23 protein-coding genes are annotated in these 26,021 nt (G+C 33.9%); 20 read left to right on the top strand and 3 right to left on the bottom strand.

The genetic code is table 11. From position 1 onward, the window contains the following. Window positions 1–3 precede the first annotated feature (3 nt). The 20 genes from H526_RS30945 (at window position 4) to ilvA (ending at window position 24,578) form a co-directional block, all read left to right on the top strand. Window positions 4–1,524 carry an eCIS core domain-containing protein gene (locus H526_RS30945; RefSeq protein WP_051336182.1) on the top strand — a complete coding sequence of 507 codons (1,521 nt, stop codon included), beginning with the start codon at window positions 4–6 and terminating at the stop codon, window positions 1,522–1,524. Between the two features lie 36 nt (window positions 1,525–1,560). Next, complete coding sequence (locus tag H526_RS0115510) at window positions 1,561–2,211, top strand: hypothetical protein (RefSeq protein WP_035085743.1); 651 nt, start codon at window positions 1,561–1,563, stop codon at window positions 2,209–2,211. Between the two features lie 27 nt (window positions 2,212–2,238). Beyond that, window positions 2,239–6,303: an eCIS core domain-containing protein gene (locus H526_RS29285; RefSeq protein ID WP_051336181.1), complete on the top strand. Its 4,065-nt coding sequence runs from the start codon at window positions 2,239–2,241 to the stop codon at window positions 6,301–6,303. Window positions 6,304–6,313: 10 nt separating this feature from the next. After that, window positions 6,314–6,967: a hypothetical protein gene (locus H526_RS0115500; protein WP_035085741.1), complete on the top strand. Its 654-nt coding sequence runs from the start codon at window positions 6,314–6,316 to the stop codon at window positions 6,965–6,967. 111 nt (window positions 6,968–7,078) lie between these two features. After that, entirely contained in the window at window positions 7,079–7,897 is an 819-nt protein-coding gene (locus tag H526_RS0115495) for a peptidoglycan-binding protein (protein WP_027393852.1), read from the top strand. A gap of 4 nt (window positions 7,898–7,901) precedes the next feature. Next, window positions 7,902–9,245, top strand: a complete 1,344-nt coding sequence (locus H526_RS0115490) for an ATP-binding protein (RefSeq protein ID WP_027393851.1) — start codon at window positions 7,902–7,904, stop codon at window positions 9,243–9,245. A gap of 127 nt (window positions 9,246–9,372) precedes the next feature. Then, window positions 9,373–10,506, top strand: coding sequence for a DUF2891 domain-containing protein (locus H526_RS0115485; RefSeq protein ID WP_027393850.1), 1,134 nt, complete (start codon window positions 9,373–9,375; stop codon window positions 10,504–10,506). Window positions 10,507–10,567: 61 nt separating this feature from the next. Next, window positions 10,568–11,788 (top strand): Nramp family divalent metal transporter, encoded by a 1,221-nt coding sequence (locus tag H526_RS0115480; protein WP_027393849.1) that lies wholly within the window; start codon window positions 10,568–10,570, stop codon window positions 11,786–11,788. A 27-nt stretch (window positions 11,789–11,815) separates the two neighbouring features. Next, a complete protein-coding gene (gene pxpA, locus H526_RS0115475; protein WP_027393848.1) occupies window positions 11,816–12,547 on the top strand; it encodes a 5-oxoprolinase subunit PxpA in 732 nt (243 codons plus the stop codon). Beyond that, a complete protein-coding gene (pxpB, locus tag H526_RS0115470) occupies window positions 12,544–13,278 on the top strand; it encodes a 5-oxoprolinase subunit PxpB (protein ID WP_035085738.1) in 735 nt (244 codons plus the stop codon). The genes pxpA and pxpB overlap by 4 nt, the downstream gene beginning before the upstream one ends. Next, a complete protein-coding gene (locus H526_RS0115465) occupies window positions 13,275–14,129 on the top strand; it encodes a 5-oxoprolinase subunit C family protein (protein ID WP_027393846.1) in 855 nt (284 codons plus the stop codon). The genes pxpB and H526_RS0115465 overlap by 4 nt, the downstream gene beginning before the upstream one ends. A gap of 303 nt (window positions 14,130–14,432) precedes the next feature. Beyond that, on the top strand, window positions 14,433–14,834 hold the full coding sequence (locus H526_RS0115460; RefSeq protein WP_027393845.1) for a hypothetical protein: 402 nt from the start codon (window positions 14,433–14,435) through the stop codon (window positions 14,832–14,834). Between the two features lie 12 nt (window positions 14,835–14,846). Then, window positions 14,847–15,560, top strand: coding sequence for a hypothetical protein (locus H526_RS0115455; RefSeq protein ID WP_027393844.1), 714 nt, complete (start codon window positions 14,847–14,849; stop codon window positions 15,558–15,560). An 83-nt stretch (window positions 15,561–15,643) separates the two neighbouring features. Then, a complete protein-coding gene (locus tag H526_RS0115450) occupies window positions 15,644–16,318 on the top strand; it encodes a sensor histidine kinase (RefSeq protein ID WP_245591213.1) in 675 nt (224 codons plus the stop codon). 16 nt (window positions 16,319–16,334) lie between these two features. Then, a complete protein-coding gene (locus H526_RS0115445; protein WP_027393842.1) occupies window positions 16,335–16,991 on the top strand; it encodes a response regulator transcription factor in 657 nt (218 codons plus the stop codon). Between the two features lie 588 nt (window positions 16,992–17,579). Beyond that, window positions 17,580–19,256 carry a dihydroxy-acid dehydratase gene (ilvD, locus tag H526_RS0115440; protein ID WP_027393841.1) on the top strand — a complete coding sequence of 559 codons (1,677 nt, stop codon included), beginning with the start codon at window positions 17,580–17,582 and terminating at the stop codon, window positions 19,254–19,256. Between the two features lie 42 nt (window positions 19,257–19,298). Continuing rightward, complete coding sequence (ilvB, locus tag H526_RS0115435; protein ID WP_027393840.1) at window positions 19,299–21,032, top strand: biosynthetic-type acetolactate synthase large subunit; 1,734 nt, start codon at window positions 19,299–19,301, stop codon at window positions 21,030–21,032. A gap of 2 nt (window positions 21,033–21,034) precedes the next feature. Further along, the gene (gene ilvN / locus H526_RS0115430; protein ID WP_027393839.1) at window positions 21,035–21,568 is read left to right on the top strand and encodes an acetolactate synthase small subunit; all 534 of its coding nucleotides are present in this window, start codon (window positions 21,035–21,037) and stop codon (window positions 21,566–21,568) included. Window positions 21,569–21,649: 81 nt separating this feature from the next. Further along, window positions 21,650–23,125, top strand: a complete 1,476-nt coding sequence (ilvC, locus tag H526_RS0115425) for a ketol-acid reductoisomerase (RefSeq protein ID WP_027393838.1) — start codon at window positions 21,650–21,652, stop codon at window positions 23,123–23,125. A 187-nt stretch (window positions 23,126–23,312) separates the two neighbouring features. Further along, window positions 23,313–24,578, top strand: a complete 1,266-nt coding sequence (gene ilvA / locus H526_RS0115420) for a threonine ammonia-lyase IlvA (protein ID WP_027393837.1) — start codon at window positions 23,313–23,315, stop codon at window positions 24,576–24,578. A 24-nt stretch (window positions 24,579–24,602) separates the two neighbouring features. On the opposite strand, the gene H526_RS0115415 is transcribed toward ilvA, so the two are convergent. From H526_RS0115415 to H526_RS0115405, 3 genes are all read right to left on the bottom strand, one after another. Beyond that, a complete protein-coding gene (locus H526_RS0115415; RefSeq protein ID WP_027393836.1) occupies window positions 24,603–24,989 on the bottom strand; it encodes a hypothetical protein in 387 nt (128 codons plus the stop codon). Between the two features lie 90 nt (window positions 24,990–25,079). Beyond that, on the bottom strand, window positions 25,080–25,622 hold the full coding sequence (locus tag H526_RS0115410; RefSeq protein WP_027393835.1) for an acyl-CoA thioesterase: 543 nt from the start codon (window positions 25,620–25,622) through the stop codon (window positions 25,080–25,082). 33 nt (window positions 25,623–25,655) lie between these two features. Further along, window positions 25,656–26,021: a hypothetical protein gene (locus H526_RS0115405; RefSeq protein WP_027393834.1), complete on the bottom strand. Its 366-nt coding sequence runs from the start codon at window positions 26,019–26,021 to the stop codon at window positions 25,656–25,658.

The following is a 26,021-nucleotide window of genomic DNA, read 5'->3' as shown; positions in this document are numbered from 1 at the left end:
ATTATGAGGTTACAAAAGAGAAGAAAATCGAGCCCCAAACAGCAGCATGAAAAGCCTTTCATTCAACCAAAACTCAAAGTTGGAAAACCAGGCGATAAGCATGAGGTAGAAGCAGATCAAATGGCCGATCAGGTAGTGAATAAAACTAATGATGCAGGAAGTGCTGTCCAGAAAAAAGAGGCTACGGAAGAAGATAAGGTGCAAGCCAGTATGTTTAAAGATAGAGGAGAAGGACAAGTAAGAAGAAAAGAAGAAGAGGAACCAGTACAGAAGATGGAAGAAGAAGAGCCTGTTCAGAAACAAGAAGAAGAGAAACCTGTGCAAGCTATGGAGGAAGAAGAACCTGTTCAGAAACAAGAAGAAGAGGAACCCGTGCAAGCTATGGAGGAAGAAGAGCCCGTTCAGAAACAAGAAGAAGAGGAAGCAGTACAGAAGATGGAAGAAGAGGAACCTGTTCAGAAAAAGGAAGAAGAGGAACCTGTCCAAGCCAAGGAAGAAGAAAAAGTGCAAAAAAAAGGAACGAATGAAAATGGGAATACCAATATAGAATCAAGATTAAAAAGTAGAAAAGGTAAAGGAGTAAAGCTCTCAAGAGAGGTGAAAACAGAAATGGAGTCAGGCTTTGGGGCTGATTTTAGTGCTGTAAACATACATACAGATACAGAGGCCGTTAAATTGAGCGAAGCTCTGGGAGCACAAGCTTTTACACACGGTAATGATATCTATTTTAATGATGGTAAGTTCAATCCAAATTCTAAAAGAGGGAAACATTTACTTGCTCATGAGCTTACGCATACCATTCAACAAAAAGGTAAAATAAAAAAGAATGTACAAAAACATTGGAAAAAATCTCAAAAACACAATGTAGTAAGTAGCAAAAAGGTAAAGGTGGATATCGATTTGGATTTTAAAGGAGCGGTACTTAATAAAAGTAGCAATGCAACATTAAATGCATCTGGATTAGCAAATGCGGCAAAAACACAGATAGAGAATAGTTTTAAAGGTAGTATGACCAAAAGCATGTTCGGATTAGAATTTGAATACGATATCAAAACTACGGCCAATGTTAGGGTAATTAATAAATTGATGGATCTTCAATTTACAAAAGAACATTTATTTGTTGTATTAGATGATTCTCATCCCAAGGTCAATGGGACTTATGGAAGTGGGCCTTTTTATGGGACTTTAGTATATCTTAATGAAAAACATACTCCCGGAATGATATCCGGAGCTGATATGAATACAATTCCGCACGAAGTAGGTCATACTTCTGGGCTTAAGCACCTGATAGAAAAAGGAGAAGAATCAAATCTTGTAGGAAAAATTATTAAAGAACTACATCATAATATGAATAATGATAATATGATGTGGAGAGGAGGAGGTCACCCTACGTATAACGCCGCACAATCAGATAGCAACCTCGTAAAAACCAATGAGGAGCAGCTATCGACGCTTACGCATAATATTAATTCGGGAAAACTCAATAAACTCGATTTTTGGGAATTTATGAATATAATGAAGTAAAAGAGATAAATGTCTAATTAATTTAATATAGAAATTATGAAGGAGTTGATGAATGATTTACACTTATATGAACTAGTGTTATTAGGTTTAGGGGTACTATTGTTTTTGATACTTAGTGCTGGATTAGTCTATTATATTGTAAAGAAAGAAGAAATAAAGAAATTATTGTTCTTTTTTCTAATTCCAATTCTAATGATTGGATATCCAAGTATACAAGAATTTAGTATCTCCAAAGATAAAATAGCTTTTACCAAGTATCATGATGAAGTAATTAGTAACCCTAAAGATTCATTAGCAAAACAGAGGCTTTCGGAGGTAACAGAAAAGCTTCAAAAAAGAGCAAAAACACCAGAGGATATAATAAAAATAAGTGAAGCTAAATTATTATTAGGTAAATCAGAGGAAGCGATTAAATATGCAGATAAAGCTATTCAAAAGCAAGAAGAAGAAAATGCAGAAGAGCGGGCAACTGGTTCGAATACTGATGATAGTATACGAACGAAAACAGCGGTCAAAGCAGTTCAGTTGAAAAACCTAGCAGAAATTCAAAACATAAATATAGAAGAGGTAGATAAAGGGACTCTTCAAAACCAATTAAAAAGTATCACAGTTTCTAGAGATCTAGAGGCCGTAAAAAAAGTAGTTGCAAAAAAAACGTTGCAAAAATATCGGAGAAGTAATAATTAAAATTTAGATAAAACATTTTTATAAAATATGTTTCGATCTGCATCGCCAAATACAGCAAGTGCTAAATCAGGCAATTCTTCCTTATTTCAGAAAGATAAGAATGAGGATGCTTTCGTACAGCCTAAACTTACCGTTGGTAAACCTAATGATAAGTATGAAGTAGAGGCAGATAGGGTTGCAGATACTATTGTAGCTAAAGGGAATGAACAAGGCAATTCTTTTTTTAGCCCAGTTCCGCGTGTTCAAAAACAAAATGAAGAAGAGTTTCAGCAAAAACCAAAAGTAGAGCGCATAAGTCAGTTGGTTCAAAGACAAACAGAAGATCAATCAATCCAACAAAAAGAAGAACAAGAAGAGGTACAAAAAAAACCAGAGGAAGAAGTACAACAGCAAGAAATTATTCCAGAAACTACAATTCAAGAAAAAAAAGATAGTAGTAAGATAACTTCTGATATACAAAAAAAGGAAGAAGAAGTTCAGGAGAAAGAAGAGGAAGAAGAACAGATATCAACTCTTCAAACAGTTCAGAGGAAGTCAAATGAAATTCCGAATACAAATACATCTATAGAATCTCGTTTAAACAGTTCTAAGGGAGGAGGTTCACCATTACCTAAAGAAACTAAGGTACAAATGGAATCTGGTTTTGGTACGGATTTTAGTAATGTAAGAGTTCATACAGATTCAAATGCCAAACAAATGAGTCAGGATATGGGAGCTCAGGCATTTACGCATGGAAATGATATTTATTTTAATGAAGGAAAATTTGACACCTCTTCCAATTCAGGGAAACATTTATTAGCTCATGAATTAACCCATACGGTACAGCAAGGAGCTTCTACAATTAGGAAAAAGCCAGTAGAGGTTATATCAGCTCCCAAGATGATTCAAAGATCAATCTTAGATTATATACCGGATTGGATTCTTGATAATGCTCGTAATATTCCAGGATACTTATTGTTCACTGTAATTATACAATACGACCCCTTGCGAGGACAGCGCGTAGAGCCAACACCAACAAATCTGATAAGAGGTCTTATAGGTTTAGTACCATTTGGGGTAGCAATATTTGATAAGCTTCAAGAATACGGAATTCTCCAAAGAGTATTTGATTGGGTCACGGGAAGGTTAAGCGAGTTGAACCTCACAACCCAAGGATTATTAGATTTGGTGCAGGAGACTTGGGAAAATAACGCTGCAACCTCATTCATTAGTGGGTTAAGAGAAGAATTTAATGATCTCGTGGATAGAATAACAGTATTTGCAAGTTCATTAGTTAATCAAATTATTGATTGGATTAAAGAAGCACTAATTGATGTTGCAGAACCCATTTTAGAAGAAAATAGAGCTTGGTCATTGATTAAAAAGATCATACACTATGATCCACTAAGGGACGAAGAAGTAACCGCTACTACTGTAGAAATTCTGGAAGATTTCTTAATGCTTATTGGAAAGGAAACGGAGTTAGAGCAAATGCGAGAAAGGGGCACCTTACAAGAAACAGCGGATTGGCTTGATACTCAAGTAGGAACCTTCATGGCATTATTAGGAGAGTTAAGAGGATTAATAAATGCTGCGTGGGAAGCAATTCGTCCAGCGAACCTAACGGAAATCGCAACAAATTTAACCGCAATGTCAGGGCGCGTTACTGGTTTTTTAGAAAGAGTATGGGCATTTGCGTTAACAGTAGCAATCGAAGTGCTTAAACTGATTAAGAAAGCATTATTAAGTTGGCTTTCTTCTGTGGCAAACGAAACAAGAGGATTCTCGTTGATTAAAGTAATTATTGGTAAAGATCCTTTTACGGACGAACATGTACCAAGAACAGTTCCGAATCTTATTAGAGGTTTTATGAGTCTAATGGAAGGAGGAGAAGCACAGTATGCGCAAATGGAAGAAACAGGTGCGATTGCTAGAATTGTAGGAGAGATACAAGCTGCAGTCGATACTTTAAATATGACTCCTCAATCCATTGTGCAGTTATTTGTAGATCTCTGGAATTCTTTTTCTATAGATGATCTTCTGAATCCTATTGACGCTTTTGTCAGAATTATAGATCAATTTGGTGAACCTATCAGTAGATTAATTGCTTTTGTAGCAGAAATAGTACGAATTGTAATAGTGGCTATTTTGGAAATTATGAATTTCCCTTTCGAGTTGATCGGAAATATTATTACCCGATCACTTCAAGCTATGGAAGACATCAAGAGAGATCCAATTGGTTTCCTGAAGAATATACTAAGAGCTATCAAGGAAGGCTTTGTGAAATTCTTTGATAACATCGTAACCCATTTAATTAACGGTGTGATGGGTTGGTTAATGCGAGAATTAAGAGATGCCGGTATTCCAGAACTTACAGACTTCTCTCTGCAAGGAGTAATTAGTTGGGTCTTAGAAGTATTAGGGCTTTCTATGGAACGCATCTGGGAAAAACTGGCAGAACATCCACGAATAGGACCAGAAAGAGTTGCCAGAATACGAGGTGCTATTAATACATTAGAAGGTATCTGGACATTTATCAAAGATGTTCAAGAAAGAGGTATTGCAGCCATTTGGGATAAAATACAGGAACAGCTTAGTAACCTTTGGAATATTGTAATTGATGCTGTAAAGAATTTTGTGATGACTAGAATCATTACACAAATAACAACCAGATTATTGAGTATGTTGGATCCAACTGGTATCATGGCGGTAGTCAATGGAGCAATGGCTTTCTTCAGTGCAGTTCAGAGTTTTATCCAATATTTGCGAGAGATGCTAGAAGTGATTAACTCATTTGTGAATGGAGTAGCCGATATAGCACAAGGAAATGTAGCAACTGCAGCAGATTATCTGGAACGAACCATGGGACAATCTATGCCTGTAGTTATTGGATTCCTTGCCAATCAAGTTGGGTTGGGTGGAATAGGAGCTAGAATAGCAGAAATCATAGGTTCTGTAAGGGCATTAATAGATGAAGCCTTAACCTGGTTGGTAAATAAAGCGGTAGATACCGGTATGGCATTGCTGGATAGGGTGATGGGGAGAAGTGGTAATCAGGAAGAGGATTTAGATGAACAATATGATCCTGAGAAAGCCGATCAAATAAGAGCAGGGTTTAATACGGTTGCTCAAGAGGAGCAGAATTTGATTACTGAAGGTAATATTAGCAGAGAAGAAGCTGAGCAAGTAGCGGCTCTTGTTAGAGCAAATCATCCAGTTTTTACAAGATTTGAGGTAATTGATGGAGGAGATAGTTGGAATTATTTATACGCAGCAAGTCCTGAAAACACACTTGATACTCAGACAGGGAAAGAAGAGGATAATAGGCCAGATCCTCCTGCACTAGTAAAACCTGGTTTTTCAAATGGATCAAAAGCGAGTGGGTTTAAAATAGAATATTTAAAAACGGGTAGGACAAGTGGAGGAAGTGCTGCAAATACTTATAATGGAGCTACGCTTCCAGGCTGGAATGAATTGGTTGTAGCAGGATTAACTACAGGCACCGTTTGGGTTAAAATGCATTTGCTTACAGAACAATTAGGCGGCCCAGCGGTTGATACTAATTTAACACCTGCTAGAAGCACATTAAATACTCATTATTATAGAGCTATTGAACAGCATGCAATAAGTGCGGTTGGTAGTGGCCATGTTATTTGGTATGACTTAGATATTTCATATCATGGAGGGACTAATAATGATTACATTAGTTATATTAAGATGGAATGGGGGCCTTACAATTACGAAAATAATGCTTGGCAGGAAAAAGAAAGAGGATTTGTTATTAATGGAAGGGCTATAGGGGGGAAAGAAGAGCAAAGTCCTGCAGTTCCTGATATAAACGCTGTGATGAATATTAATGATGAAGTTAATACTGGAAGAATCAAAATTCAAGGAGTAAGTTCTATGTTGGATCGACCTTTTGCGGAATTCGTGCAACGAGTAAGGAGTTCCCTTCCTCATGGGTTTAGATCAAAAAATCATTTAGAAAATTCTTTGAATACAGCATATCAGAATAGAACCACAGAGATTAGTGATTTTGCTAATAAGGTAACAAGTTTTAAAAATGCACATACCAGTGGTGCCTATACTTTTGGTACAAAGGTTGGTAGATAAAAATAATTATATGGAACTTATTAATAGATATATCAAGAACTTTAATGAGATAGTTAAAAACCTTTCTTTTGAAATAGATAATGGTAAGTGTAATCTATCTGATAATCTTTCTTTTAAAGAAGAGTTTTCTAAAGTTGATTTGCAAGAAAGAGATCTTAAAATCCTTAATATATTTTCAGAAAATTTTTCTATTTATTGGGAGTATAAATCTATTGATGATGATTATCAAATAGGAGGTGAAATTAATTATATTAATCCTTTTAGAACATCTTTAAATAATACTTTAAATTATTTAACCGATTCGGGATTATCTGAATTACTGATTTTTGAGAGTCATCCTTTAACAGGAGATGGTGTTTTAATTGGTTTTTTACCTCAAAAAGAAGGAGGAATTTGGATTATTGACAGTAATGGAAATCCACTTAAGGTCAATCTTAATTTTATAGAATATTTCAAGAAGAATATCGAATTTAGAGGGTATATCGATTGGCAATATCTTTTTTGTGATATAGATATCCAAAAGGATTATTTCATTTTTGTAAATCAAAGGCTGAAAAAACTCTTTAAAGATCTACCACTATTTTTCCCTGATTTTAATAAAAAAGAATATTTAGATCGATATTTTAATATAAATGGTGATGCTTCTATTTTGAGTAATGATTAAAATAAGTTAATAAGAAACTAATAGGAAAAAACCCCTAAAAAGATGAGTCTTTTAGCTCATGGAAAACCAGTTGAATTGAGTTAACTTTATGTTTTTAAATAAGGTAGGGTTATGAAAAAAACAGCATATCAGAAAGAATTAGTAATCAAAGCCACTCAAAAAAGAAGAGGAACCGATAATAATAAAAAAGATGTGATGAAAATTCAATCTTGGTTAACTTTATTCTCTATTCCGAACCCTAGTAGTGGAACAGCAACAGAAATTGATGGTGATTTTGGCCCTGCTACAGAAAGAGCGGTAAAGAATCTTCAGAGTTTTCATAACCTTGCAACTACGGGAATTGTAGATCAGGGACTATTTGATCAGTTATGTTTTGGGTTAAAAGAAGCTTTCGAAAAACCTTTGCTTGGTAATAATCTAAGAGATTTGATGGTAGAAGTAGCTGAAAATCATTTACGTCAACACCCTTTCGAACTTAATATCCGGGGACAATCCAATAGTGGACCTTGGGTACGAAGTTATATGGACGGTCATGATGGATCTCCTTGGTTTTGGTGTATGGGATTTGCACAAGCAATATTAGATCAAGCGGCAAGCGCATTAGGCAAAAACTTCAAAACACTAATGCCACTTACCTATAGTTGTGATACAGTAGGTAACACAGGTTTAGAAAAAAACTTACTTTCTAGATATCAAAAAATAAGAAGAGATCCGTCTGTAATAAAAAAAGGAGATATTTTCTTGATTCAAAAATCTCGTTTAGATTGGACACATACTGGTATAATAACATCTATAGATGGTGATGTTATAGAAACTATAGAAGGAAACACCAACCATCAAGGTTCTAGGAATGGAGTAGCGGTTATGAAAAGGACTAGAAGCTTTAGAAGATCCAAAATAGATGTGTTTTCTATTGAACCTTTAGTGTGAAAAGATGAAAAATACCTTAGCTCAGAATACAATTCATTTTGACAGTAAATTATCATTTTTAAGAGAAGTGATTGAGTATCGCTTGAAGGATAATTATACTAGTGAAATACCAGTTTTTCCAAAATTTGATGATATCGTATCTGATGGATCATCGTTTTCAATATTTGTTAGAAAAAAACAATTGTCTTTAGAAGAAGTAATTACTTTATTATTGGCTATTGTTCCTCATATTTCTCCGAATTTTTTTACAACTATTTTATCTGATTTTTTACCAAATGGAGGAGAGTTACCAGAGTTTGGGGGTGTAAAAGGTAAAAACCATCGAGGGGTGATACCCACAGGAGAAACCGTACAGTTTATAATAGGAGGTAGTGATATCCAAAAAAGAATACAACTCACAGAGATGTTCTATGAAGATCATCTTTTTATGAAAGAAGGAATTATTTATTTAGATACAGTTCCAATGGGAGAACCCAAAATGAGTGGGCGTTTATTGCTGGAAGAAGAATATGTATCATTATTTACTACCGGCAAAGTATTAAAACCTACTATGAGCAAAGATTTCCCTGCGGAACGAATAGAAACACAATTGGATTGGGAGGATCTGGTGCTACAACGTAAAACCTTGCATCAAATAAAAGAAATAGAGACTTGGTTGCAGTATAATGATGTGGTATTACATGATTGGAATATGAAATCTAGAATCAAACCTGGGTATCGTATTCTTTTTTCAGGTCCTCCAGGAACTGGAAAAACATTAACTGCAACTTTATTAGGGAAGTTCACAGAAAAAGATGTGTACCGTATTGATTTATCTATGGTTGTATCAAAATATATAGGTGAAACTGAAAAAAACTTATCTAAATTATTTGATAAAGCGAAAAATAAGTCTTGGATCTTATTCTTTGATGAAGCTGATGCAATTTTTGGAAAACGAACTAATGTGAGAGATGCTCATGATAAATATGCGAATCAAGAAGTATCTTATTTGCTGCAACGAATTGAAGCGCATCCGGGTTTAGTTATCTTAGCTACAAATTTTAAAAATAATATCGATACAGCATTTACGCGTAGGTTCCAATCAATTATAGAATTCGAAAATCCATCCTTTAAAGAAAGATTATCACTTTGGAAGAAAAACTTACCCGATAAAATAGCCTTAGACAAAAGTATTTCTTTAGAGGAAGTCTCTAAAAAATATGCTTTAACAGGAGCGAATATTATCAATGTAGTACAATATATTTGTCTTAAAACGATAGCTTCTAAGCACGAATCAATTCTCCTCGAAACCATATTAGAAGGTATTAAAAAAGAATACCTTAAAGAAGGTAAGATGGTAACCATATAAGCCAATTTTAAGAGGTTATAAACTATTTACTTATGTTATTAACAATCATGTAGATTAACACTGGGAAATCAATATTTTTAAAAAGGAATCGTCTTTTTAGATGAGGAAATTTTAAAAGTATTGACACATGAATCGATTAACTATTTTGTTTTTTTTGATGATTATTGCGGCTTGTAGTACTTCAGAAAAGGATGCTAATAAGGAAGTAGAAGAAACACCTTTAATCAAAAAAAATACACCTAACGTTGTTGCCGAAACACCTCTAAAACTAACAAAAGAACAAGCAAATACTTTGGTAGAATTGCCCTTAGCTTGCATTCATACCGAGTATCCAAATAAATTAGGACAAACCATAGGAAGCAAAGAAGATCTAGGAGAGCCTAAAGTTTTACATCCAGCATTTTATGGTTGTTTTGACTGGCATTCTGCGGTTCATGGACATTGGTCACTAGTAAAGTTAGTAAAGTCCTTTCCAGAAATAGAAAAAGCTACAGAGATAAAAACCAAACTAATAGAAAGTATTTCTAAAGAAAATATAGAGGCAGAGGTACTATATTTTAAAGGAAAACATAATACATCTTATGAGCGCACATATGGATGGGCATGGTTACTTAAACTTGCCGAAGAAATTCATACGTGGAATGATCCTGTAGCAAAGAACCTTGAAGAAAATTTGCAACCATTAATAGATGTAATAGTACAACGATATATCGAATTTTTACCAAAACTTAAGTATCCCATCAGAGTAGGTGAACATACCAATACAGCATTCGGATTATCTTTTGCATTGGATTATGCAAATACGTTTGATAATACTAAGCTCAAAAATGTTATCGCTTCTTGTGCAAAAGATTTTTATACTAAAGACGCGAACTGTCCGATAGGTTGGGAACCTAGCGGATATGATTTTTTGTCACCTTGTTTAGAAGAGGTTGATCTTATGAGAAAGGTATTGGATAAACCGTCTTTTGATAAGTGGGTTGACGATTTTATGCCACAACTTAAAAAACCTGATTTTGCAATACCGGTTGGAGAAGTCTCTGATCGTACTGATGGTAAATTAGTACATCTAGATGGGCTTAATTTTAGTAGAGCTTGGGTATTATATGGATTAGCAAATCAATACCCAGAATATGATCATCTTATCAATATCGCTAATCAACACGTAAAGTATTCATTACCCAATCTTGTAGGCGATAGCTATGAAGGAGGACACTGGTTAGGGTCTTTTGCAATTTATGCACTTGATGATCGGTCTTAATAATTAAATCAATCCAACCTTTAAAGGTTCTTACTTAACTAATAACTAAAAATACAAGCGTGTGAAAAAATGGTTTTCTAACATAGGTCCAGGAACCTTAGTAACTGCAGCTTTTATAGGACCAGGAACAGTAACTGTATGTACATTGGCAGGGGTTCAATTTGGGTATTCTCTATTATGGGCTTTGGTATTATCAATAGTTGCCTGTATTGTATTACAAGAGATGTCAGCACGTTTAGGAATCATTACCCAAAAAGGATTGAGTGAAGTTGTAAAATCACAATTCGATAATAAAATAGTACGATGGATATTGATAGGAGTTATTCTTTCAGCGATTTTTATAGGTAATGCTGCTTATGAAGCTGGTAATATTAGTGGGGGCGTATTAGGATTGTCTACTATTTTAGGATCACCAATAGTTCAATTTGGGACTGTTTCGGTAAACTATATGAGTATTACCATCGGGGTAATTGCTTTTATACTATTGTATATAGGTAATTATAAAGTTCTAGAACGCAGTTTAGTCGTACTCGTATTGTTTATGAGTATTGCTTTTATCATTACTGCAATGGTAACAAAACCTGACCTATCGTTGCTTTTTAAAGGTTTTGTGCCGGACTTATCAGCCGATAAGATACTCACTATTGTGGGATTAATTGGTACAACAGTAGTGCCTTACAATTTGTTCCTTCATGCGGCTATAGTAAGCGAAAAATGGAAAACTAAAGAAGATCTCCCTGCAGCTAGGAAAGATACTATGGTCGCTATTGTATTAGGTGGTTTAGTCTCTATGGCGATTATAATTACGGGTGCAGCTATTCAGCAAACTGAAGTAAATAATGCTGCTGATTTGGCAAAAGGATTGGAACCAGTTTTTGGATCTATGGCAAAATACGTACTGTCATTAGGATTATTTGCTGCTGGAATTACCTCTGCAATCACTGCCCCTTTAGCTGCAGCTTATGTCGTAAAAGGTTGTATGGGATGGCAAGATGGATTAAAAAGTAATTCCTTTAGAGCAGTCTGGATGTTTATACTTTTTTTAGGTGTTTTGTTTTCTTCTTTAGGTATAAAATCAATAGTGATTATTCGATTTGCACAAGTAGCAAATGGATTACTATTACCCATTATAGCAATCTTCTTATTATGGGTTATGAATCAAAAAAATATACTGGGGAATTTTACTAATTCTATAAAGCAAAATATACTTGGTTTTTTGATTGTATTTATTACTTGTTTTTTAGGCTTTAGAGGTATTTGGAAAGTTATGATCAACATGTAGGAAAAATAATTTGTAAAAGTAGGAATTTTGAAAAAAATAATATTGAATGCTGACGTTGGAGAAGAGGCTGGTTTTGATGAAAAGATTATGCCGTATATCTCTTGGTGCAATATAGCTTGTGGAGTGCATGCAGGTAATGATCAAGTGATTCAAAAAACAATTGAATTAGCATTACAGTATCAAGTAAAAATTGGAGCACATCCTTCATATCCCGATCGCGAAAATTTCGGAAGAGTAGTTGTAGATATTTCTTATGATGATCTTGTCCATACATTAACGGATCAAATCCGGAAGGTAAAACTTTATACGGAAAAACTAGGTGGTAAATTACACCATGTAAAACCCCACGGTGCTTTGTATAACGAAGCAGTGAAAAATGAAGAGGTAGCAAATGCAGTTATTCAATCTGTTAAAAATATCGATAAAAGTTTAAATATAATAACGACTAAAGAATCTATGATTTCGTATCTTTACAGAGATGATGTTAAAGTGAAATATGAAGTTTTTGCAGATAGAAATTACAATGAAGATTTGACGTTGGTTTCGCGTTCTAAAAAGAATGCAGTGTTGGTAAATCCAGAAAATATTTTGTCCCATGTGTTGCGAATGATTTCTGATAAAAAAATAAGAACAATAAAAGGAGAGGAGAAGTTGATTTTTTTTGACACGATTTGTGTTCATGGAGATAATCCAAAATCTGTTGAAATTTTGGAGTGTTTATATAAAGAGTTTTTAAAAAGAAATTTTGTTTTAAAATGAAAAAATCAAGCATTAAATTTCGGTATAAACGCTACAATGAAAATGCAATTTTGGTTCAAGGTCCTCAAGAAGTTGATGAAATTTTGTTAGAATCGTTGATTTTTTATAAAAAATCCATTGAGAAATTTTATGGTAAACTAATTGTTGAAGTAATCTTATCATATAACTCGTTATTAGTTTACTATATATCTAGTATAGAGAATGTCTATAGTGAGATTTTAACGTTAAAATCTTTGTTTTTAGGTGATTTTAAAAATATGTCGTTTAAAAAACGTTTGTGGCAAGTGCCTGTTTGCTATGCTCTAACGCTTGCTCCTGAGTTACCTTTTTATGCATCAAATAAGTTGATGAGTATTGATGATGTAATCGCCTTGCATACTACTCCATTATATACTGTTTACTTTATTGGGTTTTTGCCAGGTTTTTTGTACTTGGGTGGTTTGGATAAAAAGTTAAGTGCTCCAAGAAAATCTATTCCTAGTTTTAAACTAGAAAAAGGATCGGTTGCAATTGGTGGAGATCAAACGGGAGTGTATCCATGTGATAGTCCTGGTGGATGGCATGTGATAGGGCGTACTCCTTTGAATTTTTTTGATATTGATTCTAAGGAATGTTGTTTTGTTTCTCCAGGAGATAAAATTCAATTTATATCGATTAATGAAAATAAATATAACGATATAAGTTTACTTGTTTCTAGTAATAATTATACCCCAAAATTTAAACTTTTATGAAAGGAAAGGTAGAGTTGTTGTCTTCAGGGGTGTATACAACTATTCAGGATGGTGGGCGTTTTGGTTATTCTAAATATGGAGTGCCAAAGAGTGGAGCTATGGATTTACGATCTTTCTTTTTGGTAAATGCAATTTTAAATAATGAGGAAAATTCTGCTGTTTTAGAATGGACATTGGTTCCGCCAGTTTTAAAATTTCATCAGAACACTATTGTTTCGATTACTGGTGCGATTTGTGATCCGTACCTAAATGATGTTCCTTGTAAAATGAATTCGCAAATTAAAATTGAAAAAGATGATGTTTTGAAGTTTAAAAATGTTCGAAATGGGGTGTATGGATATGTAGGAATTTTTTCAGGTTTTTTGTCAGAATTTGTTTTGAATAGCAGATCTCAATATAATCAAATAACCAAGTTTTCAAGGTTGTTTAAAAATGACATGATTGCTTATAATGGTTTTAGTCGATTTTCGACATTAAATTCTTTAGTTTCTAGTACTGTTTTTTGGAATGAATTAGATAGTTTACATGTCTATAAGGGACCAGAGTTTGATATGTTGTCTGATACGCAAAAGGACATATTGTTAAATCATGATTTTACGATTTCAGATATTAGAAATCGGATGGCTATAAGTTTAGAAGAAGCATTAGAAAATGATTTATCATCGATGTTATCATCTCCTGTTTTACCAGGTACGGTTCAGTTAACTCCATCGGGTCGGTTGATTGTTTTGATGAGAGATTGTCAAACTACTGGTGGATATCCTAGAATTTTACAATTAACAAAAGAATCTATTAATGTTATAGCACAGAAGCGGACTGGAGATAAAATAGATTTTGATATGATTAATTGAGTCGAAATTCTATCTAATATGTGATTTTTTAATGCCTTTAGAAGTGAGCGATATAATCTGTAATGGATTGGTTTAATTGTTTTTGTGAAAATTAGTTAGGGGTAAAATCACCTTTTGCAGTAGGGGGAAAAGCCCCTTTTGTAGCTTTTTTTATTTTTGCGTATCATTAGTTAATTCACTGTAAAACAAGTGGTTGAATATGTGGTTTTGCCGTAAATTAATTCTGTAAAAGGGTCTAGTTATTTGTGTAAAACTTAGATTTTTAAATATATTAGCAACGATAACCCAATAAATGATATTATTATGGCAAAAAAAGTACAAAAACCCCAGAAGTGTATTAATGTAGATGAAGCTAGAGAGCTTCATGATAACTGGTGTAAGAAAAGAGGAAAACGTCTACAAAAGAAATTAGGATTTGAAGATGCACGTGAATTTCATTGGTCGGTTGCTGAGTTAGAGGAATATTTAGCTTATGTAAAACAGAAATCAGAAGAACAAGGAATTAAAGATCCGGGAATCAGAGTGTATTTAGGTGCGTATTCGGAGTCCAAATGTAAAATGAAAAAGGGGTATTCTACTTTATTCTTTGCGGCAACGGGATCACGTCCCGGTGCATCTGGTAAAGATGGTGGTGATCCAGAAAATAATTATGATATTCCTGCTTTTAATAGAGGTGGTAGTGGTAACCCTCCCTTTGATTATTAAATCGTTATTTGGATGTACGATCTGGTTGTTACTACACAAATAATTATTAATGTCTTTGAAATATTAGGTGCAGTAATAGGAATTTTTTATTTAACAAAGTATCGTGATGATCAATTATCTCGGTACTTTGTGTATTATTTGTGGTTTACTGTTTCCGTGGAATTAGTTTTTGGGTGGCTACCAGCTAGTATTTTTTATTTGGATTTTTTTTCTTTCTTAAGAGGGACATTATTTGAGGATAACATTTGGATTTATAATATATATCAGGTAATAAGTTATGGTTTTTATCTTTTTTACTTTTCATCGTTAATAGAGGATAAGAAGAATGCTAGGTATGCAGGTTTTTTATTTATTATTTATCTTTTCTTAGCTATTTTAAACTTGATTTTTTCAGGAATTTTTTTCGAGGCTATTTCATCTTTTACTGATATTTTGGGTACATTGTTATTATTGTTTTCTGTTATTTACTTTTATTTTCAATTATTAAAGAGTGATAAAATACTTAATTTTTATAAAAACATACCTTTTTATGTCTCCATTGGAGCATTGGTGTTTCATTTAGTAGTTAATCCTATTTTTATCTATGACACGTATTATAGTAATTCTAAAAGTGAGGAATTTGTTGAGATTCAAAGAATAATTTTGACATTAGCTAATATTTTTATGTATACTTGTTATATTCTAGGTTTCATTGTATGCTCGAAAAAGAACAAATCTTATTATTAGTTTATTTTACTGCTATTATCTTATTCTTTGTGATATTCGGTATTATATTTTTTGTTGCTTTCCAGAGACGAAAAAACAAACTTTTGTTAGAAAAATTTAAAGCACAGCAACGTTTCGAAGAAGAACTACAAAACTCCAAATTAGAGATCCAAGAACAAACATTAAAAAATGTAAGTTGGGAGCTGCACGATAATATTGGTCAGTTGTTATCTACTGCAGTGATGCAGATCAATATCCTAAGCTCTAATCTAGAGCCTAAAATCAAGGAATCTGTGCAAGATATAAGAGGTTTGGTAGGCGACAGTCTACAAGAAATAAGAAACCTATCAAAAACCTTAAATCATGAGGTTATCCAAAATATAGGGTTAGAAAAATCCATCCAAGTGGAATTAGACAGATTCAAAAAACTGAATTTTTTAACTCCCGAGTTAATTGTAGATGGAGAAGAAGTGCTTATCAATCCTAAAGATGAAATTATTATATATCGTATTGTTCAGGAGTTTTTCTCTAATACTATTAAGCATGCAGAAGCATCACATCTACTAGTAAAATTAAATTATACTCCTCAGGATTTGACCATTGTTATAAAAGATGATGGTGTGGGGTATGATATGGAATCAGTACAAGCCAACTCTGGATTACTAAATATGAAAAGTAGGGCGTCTCTTGTTAATGCAAGTTTAGATTGTTTTTCTGAGTCCGGTAAAGGAGTATTGCTTACCTTGCGATATCCATTTAAAGAAGAGGACAAAGTTTAATAAAACTTAAACGGAAATGAAGAAAAAAACGGTAGTTATTGTAGATGATCATCTTCTATTCGCACAATCACTAGAAAGTCTTATTACTAATCTAGAAGGGTATGAGGTGTTAGCTATTTTAAAAAACGGAAAAGAACTAACACAATATTATCTACATAAAAGAAAGAAGCCCGAATTAATATTGCTAGATGTAAAAATGCCGGTTATGGATGGTATCCAGACGATGCAATGGTTAAAAGAAAATCAACCGGAGCAGAAGGTGTTAGCATTGACGATGGAAGATGATGAGGAGACTATTATAAAAATGCTAAGAGCAGGAGCGAGAGGATATTTATTAAAAGATATTCATCCTGAGAACTTCGAGTTTGCTATGAAAATGGTAATAGAGCAAGGATTTTATTATTCTAGTAAAATAGAAACGGCGTTAAAATACTCTGAAAAAACGGATGCAGATATTGGTCAAAATCTAGCAGATAAGTTAACTGATAGAGAGTGGACTTTTTTAAAGTATGCATGCTCAGAATTAACATATAAAAGCATTGCTGGCGAAATGAATCTTAGTCCTAAAACAATTGAAAATTATAGGGAATCGGTATTTAAAAAACTTCAAGTTAAGACTCGAGTTGGTTTGGTTATATATTGTATGAAAAATAATTTATTTAAGTTGGATTAATATCTTCGTTTATTAAATACAATTTGTTTTTCAAAAATATATTTCGTTATATTTACGGCATACATGAAAAAGAACAACACTAATATTATTAATATCATTATCAACGTCGTGATTATTTCACTGCGATGAGAAGGGTATTTGTAATTTACAATATATTAAAAATCCCTTCTTAATTTAGAAGGGATTTTTTTTGAACCATATTTAAAAATGAAAATACAAATACAAAATATCATTATTGTCAATATTATTAGTATCGTGGTGATTATTTCATCAGGATGATAGGGATATTGATCTTACGTATTAAACAAAAATCCCTTTCGTTTCTGGAAGGGATTTTTTTTGCTAGAATCTATAATAAAATAAAAATTTAACAAATAGTGATTGTAAATAAAATGAATATAAACATCTGTATATCAATTGTTAAGACATGTTTAGTGGTAGTTGGATGTTGTAAGCTTATTGAATAAAATTCAACAGTTTAGTCATTACGAAATAATTTTATGCTAAGGTTTATTTGATTAAATATGAATTTGATAAAAAACCAGTTAAAATTTTAGATAATTATCAAAAAATTCACATTCAAAAAGGATGAGTATTAATAAATATAGTAAACAGGTAACACAGGACGATACACAACCAGCAGCGCAAGCAATGCTTCATGCAATTGGCTTGACTGATGAAGATTTTAACAAGCCTCTAGTGGGAATTGCAAGTACAGGTTATGAAGGTAATCCTTGTAATATGCATCTTAATGATTTGGCAAAATTAGTAAAGCAAGGAACAAAAGAAGAAGATGTTGTTGGTCTAATATTCAATACGATTGGTGTTAGTGATGGTATTTCTATGGGAACTCCCGGAATGCGTTTTTCGTTACCTTCTAGAGATGTAATTGCTGATTCTATGGAGACAGTTGTTCAGGCAATGTCTTATGATGGTATGGTCACTGTAGTAGGATGTGATAAAAATATGCCAGGTGCGTTGATGGCTATGATTCGATTAAACCGACCATCAATTTTAGTGTATGGAGGAACTATAGCTTCTGGATGTCACGAAGGAAAGAAACTGGATATTGTTTCGGCGTTTGAAGCTTGGGGAGAGAAGGTAGCTGGAACTATGGAGAATAGTGAATATAAAAGCGTAATTAAAAAAGCCGTTCCCGGAGCAGGTGCCTGTGGAGGAATGTATACAGCAAATACAATGGCTTCTGCAATCGAAGCCTTAGGAATGTCTTTGCCTTATAATTCTTCAAATCCAGCAATTAGTAAAAATAAAGAAGAAGAAAGTATCGCGGCAGGACGTGCGATGCGAACTCTTTTAGAAAAAGATATTAAGCCATTAGATATTGTAACCAAAAAATCCTTAGAAAATGCGATTCGTTTGGTAACTGTACTTGGAGGTTCTACGAATGCGGTATTGCATTTTCTGGCAATAGCTAGGGCTGCAGATGTAGAGTTTACGTTAGCGGATTTTCAAAGAATAAGTGATGAAACTCCATTCTTAGCGGATTTAAAACCAAGTGGGAAATATTTGATGGAAGATGTGCATGCAGTAGGAGGTGTTCCTGCAGTACTTAAATATTTATTAAAGAAGGGGTTATTGCATGGAGATTGTCTAACAGTAACAGGAAAAACACTAGCCGAGAATTTATTAGATGTTCCAGATCTTACAGAGGGGCAAGATGTAATAAAACCATTAGAAAATCCAATCAAACCAACAGGTCATTTAAGAATTATGTTTGGTAATCTGGCTGAAGATGGTTGTGTTGCTAAAATTACAGGAAAAGAAGGACTTCGTTTTCAAGGGAAAGCAAAAGTCTTTAATAGTGAATATGATGCTAATGATGGTATAAGAGATGGATTAGTAGAAAAAGGTAATGTAGTCGTCATACGGTACGAAGGTCCTAAAGGAGGTCCCGGAATGCCAGAAATGTTAAAACCAACAGCGGCAATCATGGGAGCGGGCCTTGGTAAAGATGTTGCATTAATTACTGACGGAAGATTCTCTGGCGGAACGCACGGGTTTGTAGTAGGGCATATCACTCCAGAAGCACAAGAAGGTGGTTTGATTGCATTAGTAGAAGATGGAGATGTTATTACAATCGATGCAGAAACAAATTCTATCACAGTCGCTATAAAAGAGGAAGAAATTAAAAGAAGAAAAGCTTCTTGGGTTCAACCACCATTGAAATTCAAAAAAGGAGTTTTGTATAAATATGCCAATACAGTTTCATCTGCATCACGAGGATGTGTTACAGATGAGTTCTAAAGAACATTTCAGCATGACTGAAATATAAAAATATATAGCGTAATGGAAACACAAACGCAGACAATAGAAAAAGAAGCAAAAGAAACCACGGGTCATATGACAGGTGCAGAAGCAGTAATACATTGTTTACTTGCAGAAGGTGTGGATTTAATTTATGGATATCCTGGAGGAGCAATTATGCCAGTTTATGATGAACTATATAAGTTTCAAGATAAACTTCATCACGTGCTTACCAGACATGAACAAGGTGCGACTCATGCCGCTCAAGGATATGCAAGAACAAGTGGAAAAGTTGGAGTGGCGATAGCTACATCTGGTCCAGGAGCAACTAATTTTGTGACTGGTATAGCAGACGCTCAAATAGATTCTACACCGATGGTTTGTATTACTGGACAAGTGGGATCTCATTTATTAGGATCTGATGCCTTTCAGGAAACGGATATTATAGGAATTTCTACGCCAATTACTAAATGGAATCATCAGGTTACTAAAGCTGAAGATATTCCTTCTGTGTTAGCCAAAGCATTTTATATTGCGCGCTCAGGTCGTCCAGGACCTGTTCTGATCGATATAACTAAAGACGCTCAGTTTGGTGAACTTGATTTTAAGTATCAAAAATGTAAAGGAGTACGAAGCTATAAACCGATTCCTGAAACGGATCCTGAAACATTAAAACAAGCTGCGGATTTAATTAATGAAGCAAAAAAACCGATGATTGTTTTTGGTCAAGGTGTAATTCTTGGTGAAGCAGAAGAGGAACTAAGAAGTTTTGTAGAAAAAGCAGGTATTCCTGCTGCTTGGACAATTTTGGGATTATCAGCATTACCAACTTCTCACGATTTAAATGTAGGTATGGTAGGGATGCACGGTAACTATGGACCTAACAAGCTTACTAATGAATGTGATTTGTTAATAGCTATAGGAATGCGTTTTGATGATCGTGTTACTGGTAATTTAGAAACCTATGCTAAACAGGCAAAGATTATTCATTTTGAAATAGATCCTGCAGAAGTTAATAAAAATGTAGAAGTAGATGTTGCTGTTATGGGTAATGTGAAGAATACGTTGTCGGATATTCTTGATTTAGTAAAGTCTAATACTCATAAAACTTGGTTACAAGAATTTAAAGACTTTGATACTATTGAATATGATAAAGTAATCAAAGAAGAATTATATCCTTCTAAGGATGGTCTTTCTATGGGAGAAGTACTTAGAGGAATTAATGAAGAAACTAAAGGAGATGCCGTGATCGTGTCTGATGTTGGACAGCATCAAATGATTGCTTGTCGATATGCAGAATTTGTGAGAACAAAAAGTAATGTAACTTCTGGAGGTTTAGGAACTATGGGATTTGCCTTGCCAGCAGCGATCGGAGCAAAAATGGGAGCTCCAGAACGAGAAGTTGTAGCCATCATAGGTGATGGTGGGTATCAAATGACCATACAAGAATTGGGAACTATTTTTCAAACAAAGGTTCCTGTAAAGATTGTGGTATTAAATAATGACTTTTTGGGAATGGTGCGTCAATGGCAACAATTGTTTTTTGACAAAAGGTATGCTTCCACGGAAATGGTGAATCCAGATTTTGTAACGATTGCAAAAGGGTATCATATTGATGCGAAAAGAGTTACTAAAAGAGAAGAGTTAGGAGATGCTATTAAAGAGATGATAGCTTCAAAAGAACCTTACTTTTTAGAAGTATGCGTAGAAAAGGAAAATAATGTATTTCCGATGATCCCAACAGGAGCATCGGTTTCAGATATAAGATTGAGTTAGTTATGGAGAGAGAATGTTATACCATATCAGTATATACTGAGAATAATATAGGATTGCTAAATAGGATATCTGCAATCTTTCTAAAGCGTCATATCAATTTAGATAGTATGACTGCTTCAGTCTCAGAAATTAAAGATGTTTTTCGGTTTACCATTGTTGTAAAAATAACAGAAGAACAGGTTAAGAAATTAGTAGGTCAGATAGAAAAGCAAATAGAAGTTATCAAAGCTTTTTATCATAAAGATGATGAAACAATCTATCAAGAAACTGCGCTATTCAAAGTTGCTTCTAAATTATTATTTGAAGAACGACAAATACAAAACGTTATTAAAGAAAGTAATGCCAATATTGTAACTGTTACGCCAGAGTTTTTTGTATTAGAAAAAACAGGAAGGCGCAAGGAAGTAGAAGAGTTATATGATAAGCTAGAGCCTTATGGGTTAATGCAATTTGTACGTTCTGGTAGAATTGCCGTGACAAAAGAAAAGATGCATATATCTAAAATAATCGAAAGCTTTGGAATAGAAGTAGCTTGATATTTACAAAAAGAAAAACAACTAGAAATCAAAATTAAATAGATTTCCGCAAAAGCGGAAGTAACCACAAATTAGAAGGAAATGGCAAATTATTTTAATACGCTATCATTAAGAGATCAATTAACACAATTAGGGAAATGTAGATTTATGGACTCTTCTGAATTTACGGATGGAGTCAATGCATTAAAAGGGAAAAAAATAGTAATTGTAGGTTGTGGAGCTCAAGGACTGAATCAAGGTCTTAATATGAGAGATTCTGGATTAGATATTTCATATACGCTTCGCGAAGCTGCAATCAAAGAACAGAGACAATCTTATAAGAATGCTACAGAGAATGGTTTTGCTGTAGGAACTTATGAAGAATTAGTTCCTAATGCAGATGTGGTAATTAATCTAACACCAGATAAACAACATACTCAAGTAGTAAATACTGTAATGCCTTTAATGAAAAAAGGAGCGACATTGTCGTATTCACATGGATTTAATATCGTAGAAGAAGGAATGCAAGTACGTGATGATCTTACGGTTATTATGGTAGCGCCTAAGTGTCCAGGTTCTGAAGTTAGAGAAGAGTATAAAAGAGGCTTTGGAGTACCAACATTAATAGCAGTGCATCCTGAAAACGATCCGAAAGGTTTCGGGTTATCACAAGCAAAAGCTTATGCCGTAGGTACTGGTGGTGATAGAGCAGGTGTATTAGAATCTTCATTTGTAGCAGAAGTGAAATCTGATTTAATGGGAGAACAAACAATTCTTTGTGGTCTTTTGCAGACCGGATCGATCCTTTGTTTTGATAAGATGGTTGAAAAAGGAATAGATGCAGGATATGCTTCAAAACTGATTCAATATGGATGGGAAACTATTACTGAAGGATTAAAGTATGGTGGAATTACGAATATGATGGATAGATTGTCTAATCCTTCTAAGATAAAAGCATTTGAATTGTCTGAAGAATTAAAAGAAATAATGCGTCCATTGTTCCAAAAGCATATGGATGATATTATAGGAGGACATTTCTCTAAAACCATGATGGAGGATTGGGCAAATGATGATAAGAATCTATTGTCTTGGAGAGCGGCTACAGGAGAAACAGCTTTTGAAAAAACACCGGCAGGAGATGTAGAAATTTCTGAGCAAGAGTTTTATGATAATGGAGTGTTAATGGTAGCTATGGTAAGAGCAGGAGTAGAGCTTGCTTTTGAAGCAATGACTTCTTCTGGTATTATTGAAGAATCTGCTTACTATGAGTCTTTACACGAAACACCGCTTATCGCAAATACAATAGCTCGTAAAAAATTATTCGAAATGAATAGAGTGATTTCTGATACAGCAGAATATGGTTGTTATTTATTTGATCATGCGTGTAAGCCTTTATTAGGAAACTTTATGAAGAAAATAGATACCGATGTAATCGGAAAAGCATTTGATCAAGGTAAGAACAATGGAGTAGATAACGCAAAGTTAATTGAAGTAAACGCTGCTTTAAGAAATCATCCAATAGAGGTGGTAGGAGCTAGATTGAGAGCTTCTATGACGGCTATGAAACGAGTAATTTAACAATAGTAGGTTATCCTAAATGATTGTTTACGAGTTCAATCTGTCAACTAAAACAATAGAAATAACAGATTAAACCAATAGTATAATAATTTATTTGTCTAGCTGGGTCTGTCGAAGTTTTTTGAGATGTGTATTGTGTAATCTTTGATGGACTCAGACTGGCAGATAAAATATGAGAGTATAGAAAATGAATACAGAAGTGACGACATATTTCCCTCAATTAGAAGACATCAAAAAAGCATCTTCTAATATTAAAGAGGTTGCTATGGTTACACCTCTGATGAATAGCATTCGGTATTCACGTAAATACGATGCTAATATTTTATTAAAAAGAGAGGATTTACAACGTGTTAGATCCTATAAAATAAGAGGCGCTTTTAACAAAATTAGTTCTTTAACAAAAGAACAGTTAACTAAAGGAGTTGTGTGTGCTAGCGCTGGAAACCATGCACAAGGTGTTGCGTTTGCTTGCCATCATCTAGGAATACAAGGGACTATTTATATGCCATCTGTAACTCCTAAACAAAAAGTAGAACAAACTCAAATGTTTGGCGGATCAAAGGTGAAAATTGTTTTGGAAGGTGATACTTTTGATGATGCATCAAAAGCAGCAAAGAATGCTTGTATTGCAGAAGGAAAAACGTTTGTTCATCCATTTGATGATCCTAAGACAATAGAGGGGCAAGGAACTATTGGTTTAGAAATATTTGATCAAGTGGATCAACCTATTGATTATATATTCGTAGCTGTTGGTGGTGGTGGTCTCGCTTCCGGACTATGTGGTGCTATGAAAGCATTATCTCCTAAAACAAAAATTATTGGTGTGGAGCCGCAAGGGGCGGCTTCTATGTTAACTTCTATAAAGGAAAATAAGAACACCGAAATTTTTGATATTGATAAATTCATTGATGGAGCAGCTGTACAAAAAGTCGGCGATCTTAACTTTGATATTTGTAAATCATATTTATCGGATATGATGACAGTTCCAGAGGGATTGGTATGTCAAACTATTTTAGACTTGTATAACAGAGATGCCATTGTAGTAGAACCTGCGGGAGCATTAACTTTAGCCGCTTTGGAATTCTATAAGGAAAAAATAGTAGGAAAAAATGTAGTTTGTATTGTTAGTGGAAGTAATAACGATATTACTCGAACAGCAGAAATTAAAGAAAGAGCCTTATTGTATGCTGATTTAAAACATTATTTTATCGTTCGTTTTCCTCAAAGAGCTGGAGCCTTAAAACAATTTGTAGGAGAAGTTTTAGGACCAAACGATGATATCACTCACTTTGAATATTCAAAGAAGTCAAGTAGAGAAAATGGTCCAGCCGTTGTTGGTATAGAACTCAAAGATAAAAAAGATCTAGAGCCTTTAATTTCCAGAATGAAGCAATATAGCTTTTTTGGTGATTACCTAAATGATAAACCAGACCTGTTTCAGTTTTTGGTATAATGAATCCAATTTATTTAAATAGGATTATTGTTCTAAAAGACCATCTGCAATCCAATCCTCTACAATATCAATAGTAGCTTGCGGCATTCTTCCTCCATTATCTGAAGGAGGCATTACATTAAAAGCATTGTTTGTAGTGATAAAACTAAATAGATTTCTGTCATTTACTGCATTCACTACTTCCTGAAAAGTTTCTAATGCCATTGGAGCAGAATTTTGTAACGGAGTTCCGTGACATTCTGTGCAGTTACTGTCAATAATTGCTTTTACATGACCAACATAAGTAGAAGTCTGACCCGGAATTGGATCTGGATCTATAGGTACTTCTGGCTCTGTAGTGCCATCATCGCTACTACTGCAACTAAATAATGTAAATACGAGTAATGTAACTAATAGTATTGGGGATTTCATAGGTATTATTTTTTTCTTCAATATAGCAAATATTCCAGGAATTAATAAGATTCCTGATTTTACAAGTATAACGCTAAGATTTTGGATAAATTATAGATCGATCTGAACATTATATTCTTTTAGTAGTTCTAAGTGATCTTCTAGTTGAAATTCTGAAGCTTTAAATCGATCTCTTCGTGATTTTGCATCTTCTTTACGAATAATGCTTCTTACAAAACGTCGTACTGCTGTTTCATTTTCTAAAATTAAACCAGGAACGGGTACACTACTTCCTTGGTCATTTTTAGCAACCATTGTAAAGTAACTAGAGTTACAGTGTTTTACTTTGCCAGTCATAATATTTTCGGATTCTACTCTTACACCAACAACCATAGAAGTCTTTCCCACATTATTTACAGAGGCTTTCATAGTTACTAATTCCCCAACTTCTATTGGTTTTAAGAAATCAACTTTATCCACACTGGCGGTAACGCAGTATGCTTCGGAATGTTTAGATCCGCAAGCAAAAGCAATTTGATCCATTAGTGATAAGATATAGCCACCATGAATTTTACCACTGAAATTAGAATGGGAGGGAAGCATTAATTCAGAAATGACAACTCTGGATTCTCTAGCGGTTTTAAATTTTTTCATTTCTGTTTTTTAATAAAGAGTTATTTTCGAGTATTATTTTCTAAAATGAGGCGATTCTTCTTCCTCTACATCAATTACAAAATACTTAGAATCTCCTAGCCAAGAAACGGTAGCAAAACGTTCTTTGTACTTTAGCTTTACATATCTTCCTTGATATTCTTCTAGTTTTTTAATGACTTGATCATTCCTGTCTTCCACAGAAAAACTAAATATTTGAGCTCCCGAAATCCCTTGACTGATCTCACCTTCCCAGGTTTTAAAAACAATACCTTTGTTACTAAATTTTATAAGTTCACCGCTACGTACACCTTCACTATACGTGGCAAAATATACAGAAGTATACCATAAGGTAAACAAAAGTACAATTCCTAAAATTATGAAAAACAGCGTTTTTTTCAT

The sequence above is a fragment of the Aquimarina latercula DSM 2041 genome, assembly GCF_000430645.1.
GTDB classification, from domain to species: domain Bacteria; phylum Bacteroidota; class Bacteroidia; order Flavobacteriales; family Flavobacteriaceae; genus Aquimarina; species Aquimarina latercula.
The sequence above is the reverse complement of the archived record's forward strand: the minus strand, read 5'-3'. Positions and strand labels throughout refer to the sequence as shown.